16 protein-coding genes and 1 pseudogene are annotated in these 19375 nt (G+C 56.7%); 15 read left to right on the top strand and 2 right to left on the bottom strand.

From position 1 onward, the window contains the following. Positions 1-85: 85 nt before the first annotated feature. The 10 genes and pseudogenes from EDB94_RS21025 to EDB94_RS15165 all read left to right on the top strand — a co-directional run. A pseudogene (locus EDB94_RS21025) lies at positions 86-178 on the top strand (PEP-CTERM sorting domain-containing protein); the annotation flags it as partial. A 436-nt stretch (positions 179-614) separates the two neighbouring features. Further along, a complete protein-coding gene (locus tag EDB94_RS15205) occupies positions 615-1163 on the top strand; it encodes an AraC family transcriptional regulator (protein WP_260312605.1) in 549 nt (182 codons plus the stop codon). Positions 1164-1169: 6 nt separating this feature from the next. Next, entirely contained in the window at positions 1170-2576 is a 1407-nt protein-coding gene (locus EDB94_RS15200; protein ID WP_108018679.1) for a hypothetical protein, read from the top strand. Continuing rightward, on the top strand, positions 2573-5380 hold the full coding sequence (locus tag EDB94_RS15195; protein ID WP_260312604.1) for a tetratricopeptide repeat protein: 2808 nt from the start codon (positions 2573-2575) through the stop codon (positions 5378-5380). Before EDB94_RS15200 ends, EDB94_RS15195 begins: the two co-directional genes overlap by 4 nt. Then, entirely contained in the window at positions 5370-5852 is a 483-nt protein-coding gene (locus EDB94_RS15190) for a hypothetical protein (protein WP_062784118.1), read from the top strand. Before EDB94_RS15195 ends, EDB94_RS15190 begins: the two co-directional genes overlap by 11 nt. Further along, positions 5853-6200 (top strand): hypothetical protein, encoded by a 348-nt coding sequence (locus EDB94_RS15185; protein ID WP_108018678.1) that lies wholly within the window; start codon positions 5853-5855, stop codon positions 6198-6200. It abuts the gene before it with no gap. Between the two features lie 13 nt (positions 6201-6213). Continuing rightward, a complete protein-coding gene (locus EDB94_RS15180; protein WP_088557161.1) occupies positions 6214-6840 on the top strand; it encodes a MotA/TolQ/ExbB proton channel family protein in 627 nt (208 codons plus the stop codon). Next, positions 6837-7367 carry a biopolymer transporter ExbD gene (locus EDB94_RS15175; protein ID WP_108018677.1) on the top strand — a complete coding sequence of 177 codons (531 nt, stop codon included), beginning with the start codon at positions 6837-6839 and terminating at the stop codon, positions 7365-7367. The genes EDB94_RS15180 and EDB94_RS15175 overlap by 4 nt, the downstream gene beginning before the upstream one ends. Continuing rightward, positions 7364-7852, top strand: coding sequence for a biopolymer transporter ExbD (locus EDB94_RS15170; protein ID WP_108018676.1), 489 nt, complete (start codon positions 7364-7366; stop codon positions 7850-7852). The genes EDB94_RS15175 and EDB94_RS15170 overlap by 4 nt, the downstream gene beginning before the upstream one ends. Then, positions 7845-8831 (top strand): AgmX/PglI C-terminal domain-containing protein, encoded by a 987-nt coding sequence (locus EDB94_RS15165; RefSeq protein WP_260312603.1) that lies wholly within the window; start codon positions 7845-7847, stop codon positions 8829-8831. The genes EDB94_RS15170 and EDB94_RS15165 overlap by 8 nt, the downstream gene beginning before the upstream one ends. Before the next feature lie 47 nt (positions 8832-8878). Here the strand turns inward: EDB94_RS15165 and EDB94_RS15160 are convergent, their stop codons facing one another. Continuing rightward, positions 8879-9364: a MaoC/PaaZ C-terminal domain-containing protein gene (locus tag EDB94_RS15160; RefSeq protein WP_104271180.1), complete on the bottom strand. Its 486-nt coding sequence runs from the start codon at positions 9362-9364 to the stop codon at positions 8879-8881. A 188-nt stretch (positions 9365-9552) separates the two neighbouring features. On the opposite strand from EDB94_RS15160, the gene EDB94_RS15155 reads away from it, so the two are divergent. The 3 genes from EDB94_RS15155 to EDB94_RS15145 all read left to right on the top strand — a co-directional run bounded on the left by EDB94_RS15155 (position 9553) and on the right by EDB94_RS15145 (position 16560). Then, positions 9553-11229 carry a long-chain fatty acid--CoA ligase gene (locus EDB94_RS15155; RefSeq protein WP_108018675.1) on the top strand — a complete coding sequence of 559 codons (1677 nt, stop codon included), beginning with the start codon at positions 9553-9555 and terminating at the stop codon, positions 11227-11229. 123 nt (positions 11230-11352) lie between these two features. Continuing rightward, positions 11353-15288, top strand: coding sequence for an ATP-dependent RNA helicase HrpA (gene hrpA, locus EDB94_RS15150; RefSeq protein WP_181259046.1), 3936 nt, complete (start codon positions 11353-11355; stop codon positions 15286-15288). A gap of 150 nt (positions 15289-15438) precedes the next feature. After that, on the top strand, positions 15439-16560 hold the full coding sequence (locus EDB94_RS15145) for a beta-ketoacyl-ACP synthase III (RefSeq protein ID WP_108018674.1): 1122 nt from the start codon (positions 15439-15441) through the stop codon (positions 16558-16560). A gap of 12 nt (positions 16561-16572) precedes the next feature. On the opposite strand, the gene EDB94_RS15140 is transcribed toward EDB94_RS15145, so the two are convergent. Then, entirely contained in the window at positions 16573-16980 is a 408-nt protein-coding gene (locus EDB94_RS15140) for a thioesterase family protein (RefSeq protein WP_041645241.1), read from the bottom strand. A gap of 89 nt (positions 16981-17069) precedes the next feature. Here EDB94_RS15140 and EDB94_RS15135 point away from each other — a divergent pair, with 89 nt between their 5' ends. Continuing rightward, complete coding sequence (locus EDB94_RS15135) at positions 17070-17858, top strand: VacJ family lipoprotein (protein WP_108018673.1); 789 nt, start codon at positions 17070-17072, stop codon at positions 17856-17858. Between the two features lie 29 nt (positions 17859-17887). Continuing rightward, the gene (locus EDB94_RS15130; RefSeq protein WP_108018672.1) at positions 17888-19375 is read left to right on the top strand and encodes a DUF3336 domain-containing protein; all 1488 of its coding nucleotides are present in this window, start codon (positions 17888-17890) and stop codon (positions 19373-19375) included.

Raw genomic sequence — 19375 nt, 5'->3', positions numbered from 1 at the left:
CCTGAATACCACAGGTTTGCTGGAAGTTACTGTCACCGCCCTGTCTGGATGGACGAACGATTTCTACTGGAAGACTTCTGAGCTGAAGGCGAATGTAGCCGCTGTGCCGGAGCCGGGAACCCTTGCCTTGATTGGCCTGGGATTGCTTGGTTTGGGGGTTGCTCGCCGACGCGCGTGACTTAAGGTTCGTCTTGAAAACCTCCGGTTCGCCGGAGGTTTTTTTATGACTGTTCAGAATCTGAAATGCTGGATTTGGCGTTTGACGTAAAAAAAAGCCGATGCGGTTGAGGGCATCGGCAAAGCTCGGCATATCAAGCGGGGTTGCCTGAAGGCACTCCCGCCGCTTTTCGTAGAGCAAATACAGGGCCAGTTGAATTAAATGCCGACAAAACAGTCGTTTGAGATTCAACTTATCTGCAGATCCTGTTCCCGTTGCGATATCCTCTACGGCCCTGTCAAATAACTCGACACTCTCCAGCTTGTTTTATTCTCCGCCATGCGTTCTCCAATTGGTGATCTGGATACCGTTCTTGTCGGTTACCAAGTGTTACGCTTTCTGCCGATCTGTTACAGAACTTTGCACTCGTTACAGAGGCTAAAAGGGCAGGAGGCTTATGGTCGGCATACAACAATTACAAAGCGGCCGGATTTCACTTCAAAAGGTAATCAGCATTGCGGTAATGGTTCCGGTGTTGCTCGCGGCTAAAACCTCGGTTGCAGCCGGGCTTGACGAGGAACTGAAGGAGCTGAGCGCAAAAGTTGCCAGTCACTCTGAAGACGTATTTGCGCTCGAGCAGAAAGTACTTCATCCAGCCAATACCAGACTGGCAGTTTTCCTGACACTTCAAAGCCCGGATGCGCTCGATCTTGATTCCGTCGCGCTCTTCGTGAATGGCCAACCTGTCGCTTCCCACCTGTATTCCGATAGAGAGCGGACATCGCTTGAACGCGGCGGAATCCAGCAGTTGTTCACCGGGAACCTGGAAAACGGCGAGCATGAGTTGAAAACGGTGATTACCGCTCGCTCCGCCGATGATGATTTCGTGCGGCGGGAATCCACCCTTAAGTTCAGAAAACGCCCCGGCGTACTCCGTTTGCAGATGAGTCTGGAAGCCCGGTCGCCCGATTACGAACCTCGGGTTTCGTTCGTGGAGTGGGAGTAGGGCGCCATGATGCTTCGGGTCCTCCTGTTTGTGTTGCCTCTGACTGTTTCCGGCTTTTCCGGGGCGGCCACGCCGGTAATGCCGCATGATGTCCTTTCTGGTCTCAAGGAATTCCGGCAGGCAGGAGAAGTCGGCGTGGATCTTGGGGACGGACGACAGCAAGCGCTCTATGAAGACGCTGAGAAGGCACGAGCCGAAGGCCGCACAGATGAGGCCGGGCGCATCCTGGCCGGTATGAAAGAGGGCTACTGGGCGGCTCTGGGATACCTCAATCTTGCCAGTGATTACGCCAAATCCGATCTTAACCCGGCCAGAGCGCTGGTTGCTCTGCGGGTTGCGTTAGCCATGTCCGATGGTGACGCCGATTCCGAGCGTAGCCAGCATCTGGAGAATAATCTGTTGGTACGTGCGGGCTACCTTGCCTACCAGCATGGCGAATTCGACAAAGCGATCGGCTTTCTGGAGAAGGTCGATCTCGACAGTTTCAACACGCCGCGGGCCCTTTACCTTCACGGTTTGGCACTGACAGAAAAAGGCAATCACCGGGCCGCCATGCAGAGCTGGCATCGAGCCAGGAAATATCCTTTGGCCTACCCGGGAGTTGCCGACGCATGGATAGGGATGGGGCGCGGCTACGATCTCTCCGGCTATCTCGGGCAGGCTGGAGAAGCCTACCTTGCGGCCAACGCTGCGTTCGAGAGTGAACGGGTCACGCTTCGTAAACTTGCCGGCAAGATTCGCGAACAGGGCGCCTACAAAACCCTGGTGGAAGATGCCAGGGAGACCGGGGTTGACTGGTTTCTTGCCGACAGCCGCACCTTGACTCAACCGCGAATGGCCTATCTGTTGGGCTTCATGGAGGGTCCGGAGGCGCAGAGGGCGGCGGGGCGAGTCGTGGCCCTTCGCACCATGGCGGCAAAGCTGGATCGCCACGGTCATGATCTGCAGGTGTTCGGGGGAGCGCTTGAAGACAAACTCGCCGGCATGCAGAACCCGTTCGCCGATCAAAGCAAAATGGATCTCTCCGCGCGGGGCAAGGATCTGAGTGCCAGCCTGGAGAGTTTGGCCAATCAAGCCGATCCCGACCAGCAAGCCCGTATTCGCTCCCTTCATAAAACGCTGGCCGACACACAGGCCAGACTGGAACAGGTCCAGGCCAGGGGATCCCGGCAGCCGGAAACGCTGGATCGATTGCGTAGTGAAGCCCTTGCGCTGGAAAGGCGAAACGAGGTGTTGTTATCGGCTGTTCGTCAGTTGCTTGAAAGGTGCGAGTCGGCGCTGGACAAACTGGCACTTGAGTATGTCGAAGCCAGAGATCAGCAGATGGCCTTTGCGCTGGACAAAACCGAACAGCAAATTGCGCATCTTTACGAATATCTCGCCCTTCAGAGCCTGGAGGAGACGCAGCCATGATGAAACCAGTTGCGGGCTTGTTCCTCTGCTTGATGTTGGTGGTGCCGGCTGCAGCCCAGGAAGCCTTTCGTGTAGAGCTTGGGCGGGACGGAGAGACGATCGGGGACATGCGACCGGTGTTTCTTACTTTTGAAAGCAGGCCGATGCCGGCGATCTCGCCTTCGGAAGTGGCCCGGCGCTACCATCGCCTGTTCAGGACATCGGACGAGCCTGAGGTTCGGATCGATGCCCTCAACCGGCTGAGCAACATCAGGGATCGGTCAGGATCAGACGTTGGCTTGTCGGCGTCTGAAGAAGAACAGGTCTACAGCGAGGCCATCAGCAGCTATGAGTCTATTCTCGAGCGAGGTTCCTATGGCGGGAGGCTTGACGAGCTGCTGTACCAGATGGCCAAGGCCCATGCTCTGACGGGGCAGCAGGATGCTTCAATCCAGAGGTTGAAACAGCTGGTCGGGTTATATCCGAAATCCCCTCTTGTGCCAGAGGCCAGGTTCCGATTGGCTGAATCCGCCTTCGCAGCCGGACGCTACACAGAAGCGGAAACCGGCTATCTGCACCTCGTTAATTCAGACGCTGGTGGAGAGCTGGGCATCAAGGCCAGATACATGCTCGGTTGGAGCCAGTTCAAACAGGGGCCGTCTGCGTGGAGCAGGGCCGCAGCGACCTTTATCAGAGTTCTGGATGAGTTCCTGCCGAGCGCACAGAGCCTGGGGTCAGTCAGCGATTCGAGCGTTGATACCATCGATGACACGTTTCGGGTGCTTGCCCTGATGGCTGCCCGAAACAGCGGTACGGACACCCTTATTGCCTGGCTGGATGGTAGCCGGCCCCACCACTGGGAACATCTCCTGTTCGATCGGCTGGCCGATTACTACGCCGTGAAGGGCGAGACCATCGCAAGTGTTGCTGCCAATCAGGCCTTTATTGACTATTCGCCCAGTCAACGTGCTGTGCCTGCCTTCCGGTTACAGATAGTGGATGTGTGGCAAGCGGCTGGTGATCCGGAGCAGGTTCGCAATGCCCGTGCGGAGTTCGTCGCCAGCTACAGCCAGGATTCCGCTTACGCCGCTCTGACTGGTGAACAGAAGAATAAATGGCTGAGTTACAGCAAACGGTTGGCGGATTACCACTATGACCTGGCCACACGATTGGTGGAACAGGGCCGGGTGGCGAAGGCTGAATCCACTTTTGCTGAGGCAGCGGTTTATTACGCACACCTGGCTCCGAGGATTGATCAGAGCGGCGAAATGCTTCGCCTTGCTGGTGATGCCTGGTTGCAGGCGAGGGATTTTCCGAAAGCGTTGACGAATTTTCGCAGAGCAGCCTATGAGTCGCCCGGTTACAGCGAGGCTGCCGATGCTGCCTGGGCCGCTGTTGCTCTGTTGAGAAACAGTCTTGACCAGCCGACCACTGTATCTGCCTTTCAACCCGAACTGAAGGATGTTTCCAATGAGGCCAACCGCTTTAGTGGACGTTTCGAAGGGGATAGCCGGATTTCCGGCCTGATGGCAGATCTCGCCGCCCGGTGGCTGGCCGCCGGCGACCATCAGCTGGCGTTGGATTATGGTTCGCGAGTATTGACTGCGCCCACGGCGTCTCCGGCAGAGCGATACGCAGCATGGCAGGTTATGGCCCGGATACGCCAGGAAGAGGGCGACTATGGTCTGGCGGAGCGTGCCTGGGGCCAGGCGCTGAATCTTGCCGAAAGTGAACGGCTCGCAAACGTGACCGAAGAGCAGGTCTCAGCCATTCGGAAGCAACTGGCGACGTCCGTCTATCGCCAGGCAGAGCTCGCGGTATCCAGTGGCAGGCTCGGAGAGGCCGTTGGGCACTTTCGACGGGTTGATTCGGTGCTACCAGGTTCGGACGTTGCCATTCGTGCGCGCTACGACGCGGCCAACACCTTGCTCAAAGCATCGGACTGGGGCGCTGCCGTCGGCGACCTGCAGAGTTTTCGCGCCGATTTTCCCCAGCACGAGCTTACTGCCGGCATCAGCGAAAAGCTGGTACATGCCTGGATTCAGTCTGATGAACCCACCCGCGCGGCGTCAGAATTATTGCTGGCCGCCGACAATCACGCTAACCCATGGCACCTGAAGTTGCGGGCTGCGGAATTGTTGAATCAAGCCGGGAATGTAGCGGAACGAAATGCCCTTTACAGGGATTACCTTGCAAGGGCTCCGAAGGCAGAGAGCGGGGCCGAACATGAACAGCTCCAGACATTCCGGCATCGCCTGGTAGAAACCGGCGAAAATCCCGATGCCTGGAGGGAAGTACTGGTCCAGTCAGAGCTGGACAGCACCTGGCACACCGCCGACACCCTTGAGTGGGCCTCCCGGTCGTCACTGGTGCTCGGTGCCCGTGCGGCTGCAGTGTTTACCAGCATCAGACTGAGCCAGCCGCTGGAACATTCTCTGGCGCGCAAGCAAAAGGCGCTGGAATCGGCTCGACAGAGATTCCTGGATGCCGAAGCTCTGGGCGGCGAGCGAGTTCTGTCTGAATCGCTGTTCCGACGGGCCGAACTCTATCGTGGTCTGGCCAAAGACCTGATGGCATCCACGGTTCCGGCGGATTTGAATGAACTGGAGGCGATGCAGTATCAGATGTTACTGGAGGAAGAAGCTTTCCCATTCGAAGACAAAGCCATTCAACTGCATACGGAGAACCATCGCCGGATTACGGCCGAGGGGTATGACCCCTGGATAGGACGCAGTCTTGGCGTTCTTGCGGAGCTGCACCCGGGACGTTACGAGCGGAGTGTTAAGTGGCTTGGCTGGAATATGGAGATCAGGGATGGCGTGTAATTCAACGGGGAAAACGGGCCTGCCACTGGCGGCGCTTCTGGTGTTGCTCGTCGGCTGCGCCGGGCAGGAAGTCCGGCAGCCGGAGAAGCCCATCGGAAAGGATCCGGAACTGGCAGCAAGTTATGAACAGGAGGGGCGGGTGGCCTTCGAGGAAGGTCGCAAAGGCGCGGCAGTGAATGCATGGCAAAAAGCCGTGGAGCTGGATCCGACCAGGGCGGTGACAGTCAACAACCTGGCGCTCGTTCTAAAGGACCAGTACCGATTCGCCGAAGCGGCCAGGCTACTGGAACTGGGCATCAGCCATTCGCCGGATGTGGCCGAGCTGCATTTTAATCTGGCGGTGATTGCCGAGCTCTATTTGCTGGATCTTCAGACTGCCCTTGAGCATTACAACCGCTACCGGCAGCTGACGGATAAAGAAGACCAGCAGGTGGCTGGCTGGATAGCAGATCTGGAACGGAGGCTGCAATAAATGGCTGATATCCGCAAAACTGCCAAAGTCGTCTTACGCTTACTGGCGCTGGTTGGTCTCCAGTTAATGCTCCTCAACCCGGCACAGGCGGATCAGGAAGAAGCGAACCGGCTGGCTGTTGAGGGTATATCCGCCAGCCTCGGCGAAGACGAGCCGCGGGTACTCTACATACTGCCCTGGCAAGCCCCAAGCCTGCCAAAACGACCAAGGGCGGACCTGAATGACGAGGCGCCGGAGCTGGTCCGGCCGGTAGATCCAGTCGTCCTGGAGCGTCACCGTCTGTTTCGTGAAAACCTTAATCCTCTCATCCTGAGCCCTGTTCGAGACTCAGGCCTGGCCGAGCAATAACCGGAGAACAGTCATGCTGGACACGATCGTACGTTTTTTCCAGGAAGGTGGGCCCTTCATGTACCCCATCGCCATTGTCCTTGCATTGGGGTTGGCGATTACTCTGGAGCGGTTCTTCTATCTCTCTGCGGTGCGGCGGCGAAACCGGATTGCCTTTGAGCGGGGCATCCTGCCGCTGCTGAGGAAGCGGGACTATCAGCGGGCCATGAAAGCCGCCACAAACTCAGACAGTGCGATTGCCTCAATCATGGGGGCGGGCATCGGCCGTCTGCTGAGCAACAGCCGTAGGGAGGATATTGAGTACGCCATGGAAGAAGGCTTGATGGAAGTGCTGCCGCGCCTGGAAAAGCGTACCCAATATCTGGCAACCCTGGCCAACATCGCGACGTTGCTCGGCCTGCTGGGAACCATTATTGGTCTGATTGCTGCGTTTACTGCGGTGGCGGCGGCAGATCCTTCCCAGAAGGCCAGTCTGTTGTCCGAAAGTATTTCCGTGGCCATGAATACCACGGCTTTCGGCCTGATGTCGGCCATTCCGTTGCTCATGTTTCATGCGGTACTACAGACCCGAACCAATGAGATTGTCGACAGTTTTGAAATGGCCGGCGTGAAGTTGCTGAACATTGTGTCTGAAGCATGAGACGACGTCACCGCAGGTTAAGCGTATCGCCTGAGCTGGATATTACCGCCTTTCTCAATCTGATGATTGTGCTGGTACCTGTCCTGTTGCTCGGCATGGTATTCAGTCAGGTTCGAATGATCGAGCTGAATTTTCCCGGTATGGATGCCGGGGAAACGCCGGCGCCCGAAGAGTTCCGTCTCGTGGTTACTTTGATTCCTGAGGGTATTGAAATCGCCGACAGTGATCGCGGCTTGATCCGTGTGTTGCCGACAGAAGAGGCAGTTCAAGACTTCGAAGGCCTGCGTCAGGTCCTTCGGCAGATAAAAAACCGGGTTCCCGAGAAGACTGATGTGGTTCTGGAAGTCGGGCCAGACATCGATTACCAGACACTGATCACGGCCATGGATACGGTCCGTTCTTATCCGGCTGTGGTTGCGGCCAGCGTGGTTGAGGGAGAGCTGTTTCCTGATGTCTCGCTGAAGGATGCGCCCGCAGACCGAAAGCTTGCGGCGAATGCCCGGCTTGAATCCGGGGAGGACGCATGAAGACCTCGCGCAAGGCCAAAAGAATTCGTCGACATTACGGCCGTATGAAGAAGCCTGGGGGCCTTAACCTGGTGTCCCTGATGGACATCTTCACGATCCTGGTTTTCTTCCTGATGGTGAATTCGTCGGATGTGAAAGTGATGCAGAACACCGCGGACGTGCCACTGCCAAAGTCCACGGCGCAACAGGAGGCCATTGAGAGCCTGACAGTCCAGATAACGGGCAATGCCATTCTCGTTCAGGGCAGCGAAGTTGCAAGACTGGAGGGTATCGAGATTGGTGATACCTATATCACAGGGCTTTCGGAAGAGCTTTCCTGGCGTCGCAGTCGCTGGTCTGAAATTCCCGAGGAGGGGCTTGACGTAACCATCATGGCGGGCCGCGACACCGACTACCGATTGCTTCGCAAGGTCATGCAGACCTGTGTTGATGAGCAGTACCGGCAGGTGCGGCTCGCTGTGGAACGGGAGGTCCGAAATGGCTGACAGCGCATGGTCTCGAATGGGCGATTCAGGGCTGCCATGGAGTCGTGATCAGGCCGAGAGTCGACGATTTACGGGCATCGTCTTGTTGGTGACGGCGCTGTTTTTGCCGCCCGCGTTGCTAATTCCCATTCAGGATGTTCCGGAGATCGAGCGCAGCGAAGCCGAGACGATTCCCCCAAGGCTGGCTCGCCTGGTGGAGAAGCCGCAACCGGTGGTGACATCGGAGCCGGTGAAGCCCGAGGCGGAACCCGAGCCCGAGCTGAAACCAGAACTGCAGCCTGAAAAGCCGGAGCCGGAAGTTGCCGAGGTTGAACCTGCTCCGGAACCAGAGGTAAAACCTCAGGTGGCTTCGGAGCCAAAGCCGAAGCCAACGCAGACCATCGAGCAGGCGAGGGAGAAAGCGTCGAGATCGGGGCTGCTGTCGATGAGGGACAAGTTGGCATCACTCAGGTCCCCCGAACCAGCGCCGGCTCGAAAATTTTCGGTCAACACGGAAGTCAGCGCCCCGGATCGAGCCCGAGAGAATGAGGAATCGACGGAAGTTCTCGCTGGCAGTGGCGGAGTTGAAGATACGGTTGCTCCTGAAACAACCGTCGCTGTGGCTGAGCACGAGGTTAAAACAGTTGCGGCCCCCGTTGAAGAAACCAGGCAAGTGGCTGCTAAACCTGCCGAGACAGCCCAGTCCGCTGGTGAGCGGGCAATGAGCAATATTCGGAAAGTCTTCGATGCCCAGAAAACGGCACTTTATTCCATGTATCGGAGGGAACTCCGCCAGGACCCGACTCTGGAAGGCAAAGTCTTGCTGGAGCTGGTCATAGAGCCGGATGGCTCGGTTTCCGCCTGCGAAGTAGTCAGTTCGGAGCTTGGGCATGCCACTCTGGAGCAACGGATTGCCATGCGGGTACGGCTCTTCAATTTCGGGGCCGACAATGTTGAGCCCCGCAAGGTCAGGTTCCCGATTGATTTCCTGCCCGGGTGAAGCGTGTGATCGGGCGGCCATAAAAATGGCTGCCCGATTTCGAGTTCTCAGTGTTCGATGGCGATTTTCGGCAGTCGCGGTTTGTGCAGAGACACCTTTTCCGTCGGGGCGATCACCTTCGCTTCACCGATGACCACCTTCTGTTCGTTCTGATTGCGCACGTCGCACTCCACTACAACCCGGCCTTTCGGCTCCTTGCGAAGGACTTTGAGATGAACGGTGAGGGTGTCGTCCAGCTTAACCGGCCGCTTGAACGAAAGACTCTGCTCCAGGTAAATCGTCCCAGGGCCTGGCATCACTGTTGCCAGAGCCGCCGAAATCAACGAGCCGCTCCACATACCGTGGGCGATGCGTTCCTTGAACATGGAGCCTGCGGCAAATTCAGAGTCCAGGTGTACCGGGTTTACATCGCCGGAGACCGCTGCAAACAGCACCAGTTCGTCCTCGGTAAGGGTGCGCGTGAAGGTCGCGGTATCGCCCTCGTTCAGCTCTTCATAGGTGATGTTTTCCAGGGTATCAAGGGTATCGCTCATCGCGTGCTCCGTGCTGTTGGTATTTGAGTACAGGTGTTCGGGATCGAGTCTCGAAAACTACCTCATCGGTTACAAAACTGCTATTCTCTCCCCACTTTTTTGAGGCTGATACTTTTGTAGGGTTGATTTTTTGAGCAACTTGACATCGGTAAATCATTACAATCAAAAGCGCCAAACAGGAGATGGTGATGGATTTTGAGCAGTTCTATCAGGATAAATACCCCGCCGGCGTACCCCGCGAGGTGGACCTGAACAAGTACAAAAGCATGGTGGATGTGTTCGAACAGTCGGTCAAAAAATTTGCCGACCGTCCAGCTTTCAGTGCTGTTGGTGCAACTCTCACTTACCGTGACCTCGACACCCAGAGCCGCAACTTTGCAGCCTGGCTGCAAAACAAGACAGACCTGAAACCTGGCGACCGCATCGCGGTGCAGATGCCAAACGTCAGCCAGTACCCGGTCGTTGTGTTTGGCGCAATGCGAGCTGGCCTGATTGTAGTGAATACCAACCCGCTTTATACCACGCGGGAAATGGAACATCAGTTCAACGATTCCGGAGCCAAGGCGCTGGTGGTTCTCGCGAACATGGCCGAGAACGCCGAGAAGGTGTTGCCGCACACTGGCATCGAGCACGTGATTGTTACCGAAATCGCGGATATGCACTCGCCAATCAAGCGCACGCTGATGAATGCCGTGGTCAAGCATGTCAAAAAGATGGTGCCGCCGTTCAATCTGCCCCAGGCCCACAAGCTGCCTGCCGTTCTGAGTGCCGGCGCCCGTGAAAAATTCACCCCGGTAGAGTGCAAGCAGGATGACATTGCCGTGCTTCAGTACACCGGCGGGACGACCGGTGTGGCGAAAGGCGCGATGCTGACTCACGGCAACCTGGTAGCCAACCTGCTGCAGACCCGGCCTATGATGGAAGACATGGTGGTTGAAGGTCAGGAGGTTGTTATCGCGCCGCTGCCGCTCTACCACATTTATTCCTTTACCCTGAACTGCGGCATCATGCTTGAGGCCGGCGCGCACAACGTGCTGATTCCGAACCCGCGTGATATCCCGGGCTTTGTGAAAGAGCTGAAGAACCACAAGTTCACCGCGTTCCTGGGACTGAACACGCTCTTTGTCGCGCTTTGCAACAACGAAGACTTTCAGGATCTGGACTTCAGCAGCCTGAAGCTGACGTCCTCGGGCGGTATGGCGCTGACAAGCGACACTGCCAAGATGTGGGAGCGGGTCACCGGATGTGAGATCTGCGAGGGCTTCGGTATGACCGAAACGTCCCCGGTTGTGACCTTCAACCCACACAGTGCCATTCAGATCGGCACCATCGGCCTTCCGATTCCGTCTACAGTGGTTAAAACCCTGGATGAAGAAGGCAATGAAACGCCTCTTGGCGAGCCGGGCGAGCTGTGCGTGAAGGGCCCGCAGGTTATGCGCGGTTACTGGCAGCGCCCGGAGGATACCCAGAAGTCCTTCACCGATGATGGCTATCTGCGCACCGGGGACATTGCCCTGATTCAGGAAGACGGCTATATCCGTATTGTCGATCGCAAGAAAGACATGATCATTGTCTCTGGCTTCAACGTGTTCCCGAATGAGATCGAAGATGTGGTCAGCAGCCATCCGAAAGTGGTCGAGTGCGCCGCAGTTGGCGTTCCCGATGCCAAGAGTGGTGAGGCGGTCAAGGTTTACCTGGTGCCGACGGCTGAAGGCGTGACGGAAAACGAGCTCAAGGAGTTTTGTCGCGAGCGGCTAACCGCCTACAAGGTTCCCAAGAAATTCGAGTTCCGGGATGAGCTGCCCAAGACAAATGTGGGCAAGATCCTGCGCCGTGAACTGCGGGACGAGGCGAACAATAAGTAAGCCCTCCTGGTAGTGGATCAAGGAAAACCCCGCTTCGGCGGGGTTTTTCCGTTTTTAAGACACCGACTTTCCCGATAGACTGTCGCCCAATCGAATCCGAGTGAGCGCTATTCCGGCAATTCAATGACAGAAACCCGTTCCGATACTCCGAGCACACCGAAACCCAAGCCCGATGGCGAAGCCGCTGTTAGAGCGATGATGGAGCAGCTGGACGCCTGCAATCAGCAGGAAGCCGCCCGCATTGTGAAAACGGTGGCCCGTACCAAGGGCAAACCGGGCCAGAAAGACCTGGAGAAAATGGCCAACTGGCTGGAGCGCGGGCTTGAAAAGGTTCAGCAACGCCATGCCCTGCACAAGCCGGCCAGCTTCCCCGAGGGCCTTCCGGTCTCTGAGCGTGTGGATGATATCCGTGAGGCCATCGAAAACCATCAGGTGGTAATCATTGCGGGTGAAACCGGTTCTGGCAAAACCACCCAGATACCCAAAATCTGCATGAACAGTGGTCGTGGTATTCGTGGCCTGATCGGTCATACCCAGCCCCGGCGGATCGCCGCCCGCAGTGTGGCTGCCCGTATTGCCGAGGAGATAGGTGAGCAGACCGGTCAGCAGATCGGGTATCAGGTTCGTTTTACCGATAACACCTCCGAGCAATCCCGTGTAAAGGTGATGACCGACGGCATCCTGCTGGCGGAGGTTCAGCACGACCGGTTTCTGGACCGCTACGATACGATCATCATCGATGAAGCCCACGAGCGCAGTCTCAACATCGATTTTCTGCTGGGCTACCTGCGCCAGCTTTTGCCCAAACGCCCGGATCTGAAGGTTATCATTACGTCGGCCACCATTGAGGTCGAGCGCTTCAGCGAGTTCTTCGATAAGGCGCCCGTGATCGAGGTGAGCGGCCGAACCTATCCGGTGGACGTGCGCTATCGGCCACTGACCGGAGATGAAGACGACCGGGATCAGGGGTGGACGGATGGCGTGCTGGGTGCCCTGGATGAAATCGAGCAGCACGAGCGCAGCCAGAAACAGCCGCCTGGAGATATTCTGGTTTTTCTGCCCGGCGAGCGCGAGATCCGCAACCTCAGCAAGGTTCTTCGCCACGTCGACCTGCGCCATACCGAAGTGCTTCCGCTGTATTCCCGATTGAGCAACGCCGAGCAGAATCGGGTTTTCCAGTCCCACAAGGGGCGACGGATCGTGTTATCCACCAACGTGGCGGAGACCTCGCTGACGGTGCCGGGTATTCGGTACGTGATCGATACCGGTGTTGCCCGGATCAGTCGTTACAGCGTGCGCTCGAAGATCCAGCGCCTGCCGGTGGAGCCTATTTCCCAGGCGAGCGCCAACCAGAGGGCAGGGCGTTGCGGTCGTGTTGCCCCGGGCATCTGTTTCCGCCTGTACGATGAGACGGACTTCATCAACCGCCCGGAATACACCGATCCGGAAATCCTGCGAACCAACCTGGCGTCCGTCATTCTGCAGATGGCCACTTCAGGTTTGGGGGAGATTCGCCAGTTCCCATTTCTTGAGGCGCCGGATAAGCGCCAGGTAAACGACGGCTACAAGCTCCTTGAAGAGTTGGGCGCGGTGGATGACAAACGCCGCGTCACCCGACTTGGTCGAACCATGGCACGGCTGCCTCTGGACCCGCGCCTGGCCAGGATGCTGGTCACCGCCGCCGAGCTTGGGAGTCTTTCGGAAACGCTGGTGATCATTGCGGGGCTGAGTATTCAGGACCCCCGGGAACGCCCCCAGGACAAGCAGCAGGCTGCGGATCAGGCCCACGCGCCTTTCAATGACAAAGAATCCGATTTTCTGACGCTACTGAATGTCTGGAACTTCTACGAAGAACAGCGTCAGGAATTGTCCCAGAATCAACTCAAGAAGGTCTGCCAGAAGAGTTTCCTGAGTTGGATGCGGATGCGGGAATGGCGGGACATCCATCGCCAGCTCACGTTGATCTGCCGGGAACAAAAGCTGGCGGTCAACAAGGATGCCGCCAGTTACGAAGCGCTGCACAAGGCGATTCTGGCGGGTCTCCTGGGCCAGGTGGCGGTGAAAGTGGAGAAAAAGGAATACCTGGCAACACGAAACCGGAAAGTCCTGATCTTTCCCGGTTCGAAGGTCGCCAAGACTGGCCCGAAATGGATTGTGGCCACCGAGATTGTGGAGACCAGTCGGGTGTTCGCCCGGGTGGTGGCCTCCATTCAACCGGAGTGGATTGAGCCCCTGGCCGGACATATCGTCAAGCACCACTACTTTGAGCCCCACTGGGAGCAGAAGCGAGCCCAGGTGATGGGCTATGAAAAGGTTACCCTTTACGGCCTCGATATCGTGGCCAAGCGCCGCATTCCTTACGCAAAGGTGGATCCGGCGGAATGCCGAAATCTGTTTATCCGGCGAGCCCTGGTGGAGGGGGATTACCGATCAAAGGCGCCTTTTATCGCCCGTAACCGGGAGATGCTCGACACGGTTGAGAATCTGGAGAAGAAAACCCGGCGGCGTGACCTGCTCGTTGACGATGAAGTGCTGGTGGCCTTCTATGATGAACGCCTGCCTGCCGACATCATCAGTGGCCGGCACTTCGAGACCTGGTGGAAGGGGCTCCCGGCGGAGCAGTTGAAGCAACTTGAGCTGACGGAATCCGACATTCTTCAGCGCCCGGTTGATGCTCAGGCTGCTGACCTGTACCCGGACTATCTGGAGTGGGAGGGTGTTCGTTACCCGCTGAGCTATGAATTCGAACCCACCAGTGAAAAAGACGGAGTCACGCTTCAGGTACCCTTAATGGCGCTCAAGCAGATACCGTCCCGTCGCCTGGAATGGCTGGTGCCGGGTCTTTTGAGGGAGAAGTGCATTGCTCTGGTGAAATCCCTGCCCAAGGCATTGCGCCGGAATTTCGTACCGGTGCCGGATTTCGTGGATGCCGCTCTCGAAAATCTTCAGCCTTCCAACGAACCGCTGACGCTTCAGCTTGGCGAACAGTTGCGGCGCATGACCGGCGTGCAGATTGATCCTGATGCCTGGACCGATAGCGAATTGCCAAAACACTTGCGGATGAACCTTCGCGTTATGGGTGACGGCGGTCGCGCCATTGCAGAGAGCAGGGAAACGGCAGATCTTCAGCACCAACTTGAGGGTCAGGCCGAGCAGGCACTGGCCTCGGCAACTCAGGATGATGCGGCAACGGAACCGAGTGGCGAGTACACGGAATGGCAGTTCGGCGCATTGCCTGAACAGGTACAGACAGAAAAAGGCGGTATGCAGGTTACTGTGTATCCCGCCCTTGAGGACCTGGGTAAGCAGGTACGCCAGATCCGTTGTCTTGATCGGCTGACCGCTGAAGATACGACTCGGAAGGCTATCGCCCGCTTGATCATAAACCGGTTTGGCCGAACCCTTGATGATCTGGAGCGCAAGCTTCCCCGGTTTAAACAGTCTGCGCTGATGTTTGCTCCGGTGGGTCAGTCGAAAGTGTTGTTGGACGATCTGCTGTTGGCGACCGCCATGCAGCACTTTCTTACGGAAGAAATTCCGAGGACAGCAGAGGGCTTCGACAGGGTGTTTGATGCTCACCGAGGGGATTTCATTCCTGCACTGGAGCAGGCAGACGAACGGCTGTATCAGGCCATGTCCGGTTACCAGAAGGTAGCGAAACAGTTAAAAGGTAAGATCAATCTGGCCATGGCCAACAGCATGGCGGATCTCAAGTTTCAGCTGCAGAACCTGGTATATCCGGGATTCCTGGTTGAGACGCCGCCTGAGTGGCTGGCGGAATTCGGGCGCTATTTTGAGGCGGCTCTGGTTCGGCTGGAGAAGATGCCCCGGGAAATGGGCCGGGAACGGGAATTTCTCCACACCATTGAGCCGCTCTGGTCCCGGTATGCTGTCAAGCGGGACGAACAGCAGCGGCAGGGTGTTCGAGACCCCGAGCTGGTGCTGTACCGCTGGATGCTGGAAGAATTCCGGGTGTCGTTTTTTGCACAGCAACTGGGCACGGTGATGACTGTGTCTGTAAAACGATTGGACCGGCAGTGGGAGAAAACGAAGGTCTGAGGCAGTAACGGGCGCACCAATCCGGTGCCCATGACTGATACCCGACGGGCAAAACCCCGATACTGTGTTAGTATTTCCGGCAGTAGGTCAACGAATTAACAAAACGGGATGTCTGGTGTCCCGTTTTCACAATTATGACGTGGGGTTAGCGTGATTAAAGCCGTTATTAGCGGGACCGGTCTCTACACACCGCCAGCAACCATTAGTAATGACGAACTGGTCGAAGCCTTTAACCAGTATGTTGAACTGTTCAACGCCGAGAACGCAGACGCCATCGCCAGCGGCGATGTAACGCCACTGCAGCTTTCTTCCTCTTCGTTCATCGAAAAAGCGTCGGGCATCAAACGTCGCCATGTCATCGACAAGGATGGCATTCTCGATCCCAACCGCATGAAACCCTACATCCCGGATCGCAGCAACGAAGAGCCCTCAGTTCAATGCGATATGGCCGTGACGGCCTGCCGTGAGGCGCTGGAACAAGCGGGCAAGTCGGCTGAGGATGTTGATGCGGTGATTGTTGCCTGCTCTAATCTGCAGCGAGCCTACCCAGCCGTTTCTATCGAGGTCCAGGAGGCGTTGGGTATCGACGGGTTTGCCTATGATATGAACGTAGCCTGCAGCTCCGCTACGTTCGGTCTCCAGGCCGCCGTCAACTCTGTCGAGAATGGCAGTGCCCGTGCCGTTCTGGTGGTCAGCCCGGAGATCTGTTCGGGCCACCTGAACTTCCGCGATCGGGACAGTCACTTTATTTTCGGTGACGCCTGTACGGCTATTCTGGTTGAGCGTGAGGAAGATACTCGTGAAGGCCAGGGCTTCGAAATCCTCGGTACCAGCCTAAAAACCAAATTTTCGAATAACATCCGGAACAATTTCGGGTTTCTGAACCGCGCCGACGATTCCGGTGTCGGAAAACCGGACAAGCTCTTCGTTCAGCAAGGCCGTAAGGTATTCAAAGAGGTGTCGCCACTGGTTGCCGAGACAATCCAGAAACAGCTGCAAAGCCTTTCGCTGGCCCCGGATGATCTCCGTCGTATGTGGCTTCACCAGGCCAACCTGAACATGAACCAGCTCATTGCGCGCAAGGTAATGGGTCGGGATGCCACCGAAGAAGAGGCCCCGGTCATCCTGGATGAGTACGCAAACACCAGCTCTGCCGGTTCGATCATCGCCTTCCACAAAAACAAGGATGACCTTGTCAGTGGTGATCTGGGGGTAATCTGTTCTTTCGGGGCAGGTTATTCCATCGGCAGCGTGGTGGTTCGCCGCCGATAGGTGTGAGCTGGGTCAAGACGTTGCCAGTGCCCTGAGGGTGTCTGGCAGCGGAGCCGAAGAGCGCGTCTTTCGGTCGAACCAGACGATTTTTGCATAGCCTTCCGCATATACGGCGCCGGTGTCGACATCTGTCAGCAAATGGTAGGTGTCGAGACTGGTGTTACCTGCCTTGTCAGCGTATGTTTTCACCTCAACCGTTGCCGGGTGGTTCAATTCCTTTAGAAAGGTAGCGCTGGTCTTTATAATGACGGGGCCGGTCGGCTCGTCAGGCCCGCCCAGCTCCAGTGAAGCCAGCCACACAATGCGCGCTTCCTCAAAGAATCGGAAGTAGACTGTATTATTGGCGTGGCCGTATGCATCCATGTCTCCCCACCGGAGGGGCATAGTGATTGTGTTTACAAGATTTCCCGGTACTGACATCGGTTTCTCCGGAACAACGGTTTAATAATAAAAAGTAGCGCCGGTATTTTCGACGAATTGAAACGAATTAAACAACCCAAGAGCAGATGATGAACTACTTTTTTATCCGGCGCCGGCTTATTACCCTGGCCATGTTGTTTTCCCTGTCTGCGCTTCTTCCAGCGGGCCAGGCTATTGCCCAGAACATGCAGGAACCCGCTCCAGAGGGATCTGTTCCGGTTGATCCCGCAGATCCCTGGGAGAACTGGAACCGCAAGGTGTACACCTTCAACGAGACCATCGACCGTTGGTTCCTGAAACCGGTAGCACAGGCCTACCGAACCTTCACTCCGCAAATTGTCGACCGCGGCGTTACCAATTTTTTCAACAATCTGACAGAACTGAGGAACTTCACCAACAGTGTCCTTCAACTGAAAGGGGAGTCTGCGGTGGTTGCCGTGGGGCGCTTCACCTACAACACCACCTTTGGGCTGGGTGGTTTGTTCGATGTCGCAACCGCCTTTGACCTGCCGGAACGGCCCGAGGATTTTGGTCAGACCCTGGGATACTGGGGCGCGGGTTCAGGGCCCTATCTGATGCTTCCTTTTCTCGGCCCTTCCACACCCCGGCACTTTACCGGGTTTGTGACGGACGGCTTCGCGTTGCCTTCGGCGTGGGATGAAGTGGAAAGCCCTGAAGTTTACTATGCAAGGGCTCTGCAAATCGTCGACCGCCGGGCGGATTTGATCCCTGCTGAAAGTTTCATCTCTGGCGATAGTTACGTGTTTGTGCGGAATGCCTTTCTGCAACGTCGCGAATTCCTGATTAACGACGGTAAGGTGGTTAACGATCCGTTTGCCAGCGATGATGATGAGGACTTGATGCTTGATGATTTCTAAGCGTCAGCCGGATTGAAAGGAGATCAAAGGTGCTCAAGGATCCAAGAATAGCCAAGTTCCGGAAAATGCTGGCCGACGCGCCCAACTACGAGGTATGGAAAGCAGCGGCCCTGGAACTGGACTTTTTGGAAGGCAACGCCGAGTGGAAAGAGGATTTTGCCTCCGACCTTTATCATTATGAAGTCATCTACGACCGGCTGAGCAACCTCAAGCAGTATCGCCAGCAAAATGACGTGGAACGCCTCAAACGCGCTCTCCGCGAAGGCTTGCACCATGACCTGGGCAATATGGGCAATTCCGCGCTTTATACCCGGTCGCGCGTCGGCACGAAGCATCTGATCGAGGAGTACATCACGCAGGTCTGTGAAGCGCTGGACTATCTTTGTGATCAACCGGTTCCGGGTTTTCCAGTTGCAGATAAGCTCCAGTTCTTCCGCGACACTCTTACAAGTTACGGTCGTCCGGCACTTTTGCTCAGTGGCGGGGCCACCCTCGGAGTGTTCCATTTCGGCGTGATCAAGGCGCTCTGGGAAAAGGGGCTTCTGCCGCAGGTTATTGCGGGCTCAAGTATCGGGGCCATCATCGCGGGCATTCTTGGTGTGCATACGGATGCCGAAATTCCGGAAATGCTGATCCCCGAGAACCACAACCTGAAAGCCTGGAAATGGCGAGGTCTTCTCAGCGCGGTCCGTGGCGACGGGCTCATGGATCAGGAGGAACTTCGGAACTGTCTGCGAGGCAATATCGGTGAGTACACCTTCGAGGAGGCGTATCAGCGTACTGGACGTTCAATCAACGTTAGCGTGTCCCCAGTACAGGCGCACCAGAAGGCCCGGTTGCTTTGCGGATACACCTCGCCCTATTTGATGGTGTGGAGCGCGGTGCTGGCCAGCGCCGCGGTTCCCGGTATTTTCCCGCCGGTTACCCTGATGAAAAAAGACATTCAGGGTAATACGCTCCCGTATATGCCGCGCCTGAAGTTTGTGGATGGCTCGGTCGTCAGTGATTTGCCAATCGAGCGGTTGATGCACCTGTACGATGTAAATTACACCATCGTGAGCCAGACCAATCCCCATGTAGTCCCTTTCCTGAGCCAGCGGGGGCTGGATGAAAAACTGTCCCTCGGAAATCTGCCCATGCATCTGTTGAAATCCGAGATCCAGTTTCATGGCCAGGGCGTGTTCGATTACCTGCGAAAACGGGTAAGGCCAGAACTTCTGCGTCAGATGTCCGGTCAGTTGTACACCATTATGGCCCAGCGTTACTCGGGAGACGTGACCATAGCTCCGTCGTATTCCTTCAAGGATTACAGCAGGATGCTGGCGAATCCGGATCCTGCCTATGTGCGGCAGATGATTCTGGCTGGCGAGCGGGCGACCTGGCCGAAGATCTCCATGATTCGCTCTCACGCCCGTATATCGAAAACCCTGGAGCGCTGCGTGCGAAGGCTGAAGCAACAGAACCGGCGCACGGCCGAGCTCAGGCTTATCAGTAACGCGGATTCCGGTACGTCCTGA

The sequence above is a fragment of the Marinobacter sp. 3-2 genome (assembly GCF_003751355.1).
GTDB lineage: Bacteria > Pseudomonadota > Gammaproteobacteria > Pseudomonadales > Oleiphilaceae > Marinobacter > Marinobacter adhaerens.
Note: the sequence above shows the minus strand (reverse complement) of the source record. Positions and strands in the feature narration are given on the sequence as shown.

Bases quoted from the DNA above. Each gene is read 5' to 3' on its own strand.
- EDB94_RS15200 (WP_108018679.1), top strand. From the start codon at position 1,170: ATGATGCTTCGGGTCCTCCTGTTTGTGTTGCCTCTGACTGTTTCCGGC.
- EDB94_RS15160 (WP_104271180.1), bottom strand. From the start codon at position 9,364: ATGAGCGATACCCTTGATACCCTGGAAAACATCACCTATGAAGAGCTG.
- EDB94_RS15170 (WP_108018676.1), top strand. From the start codon at position 7,364: ATGAAGACCTCGCGCAAGGCCAAAAGAATTCGTCGACATTACGGCCGT.
- EDB94_RS15190 (WP_062784118.1), top strand. From the start codon at position 5,370: ATGGCGTGTAATTCAACGGGGAAAACGGGCCTGCCACTGGCGGCGCTT.
- EDB94_RS15180 (WP_088557161.1), top strand. From the start codon at position 6,214: ATGCTGGACACGATCGTACGTTTTTTCCAGGAAGGTGGGCCCTTCATG.
- EDB94_RS15140 (WP_041645241.1), bottom strand. From the start codon at position 16,980: ATGTCAGTACCGGGAAATCTTGTAAACACAATCACTATGCCCCTCCGG.
- EDB94_RS15195 (WP_260312604.1), top strand. From the start codon at position 2,573: ATGATGAAACCAGTTGCGGGCTTGTTCCTCTGCTTGATGTTGGTGGTG.
- EDB94_RS15165 (WP_260312603.1), top strand. From the start codon at position 7,845: ATGGCTGACAGCGCATGGTCTCGAATGGGCGATTCAGGGCTGCCATGG.
- EDB94_RS15135 (WP_108018673.1), top strand. From the start codon at position 17,070: ATGAACTACTTTTTTATCCGGCGCCGGCTTATTACCCTGGCCATGTTG.
- hrpA (WP_181259046.1), top strand. From the start codon at position 11,353: ATGACAGAAACCCGTTCCGATACTCCGAGCACACCGAAACCCAAGCCC.
- EDB94_RS15175 (WP_108018677.1), top strand. From the start codon at position 6,837: ATGAGACGACGTCACCGCAGGTTAAGCGTATCGCCTGAGCTGGATATT.
- EDB94_RS15185 (WP_108018678.1), top strand. From the start codon at position 5,853: ATGGCTGATATCCGCAAAACTGCCAAAGTCGTCTTACGCTTACTGGCG.
- EDB94_RS15155 (WP_108018675.1), top strand. From the start codon at position 9,553: ATGGATTTTGAGCAGTTCTATCAGGATAAATACCCCGCCGGCGTACCC.
- EDB94_RS15205 (WP_260312605.1), top strand. From the start codon at position 615: ATGGTCGGCATACAACAATTACAAAGCGGCCGGATTTCACTTCAAAAG.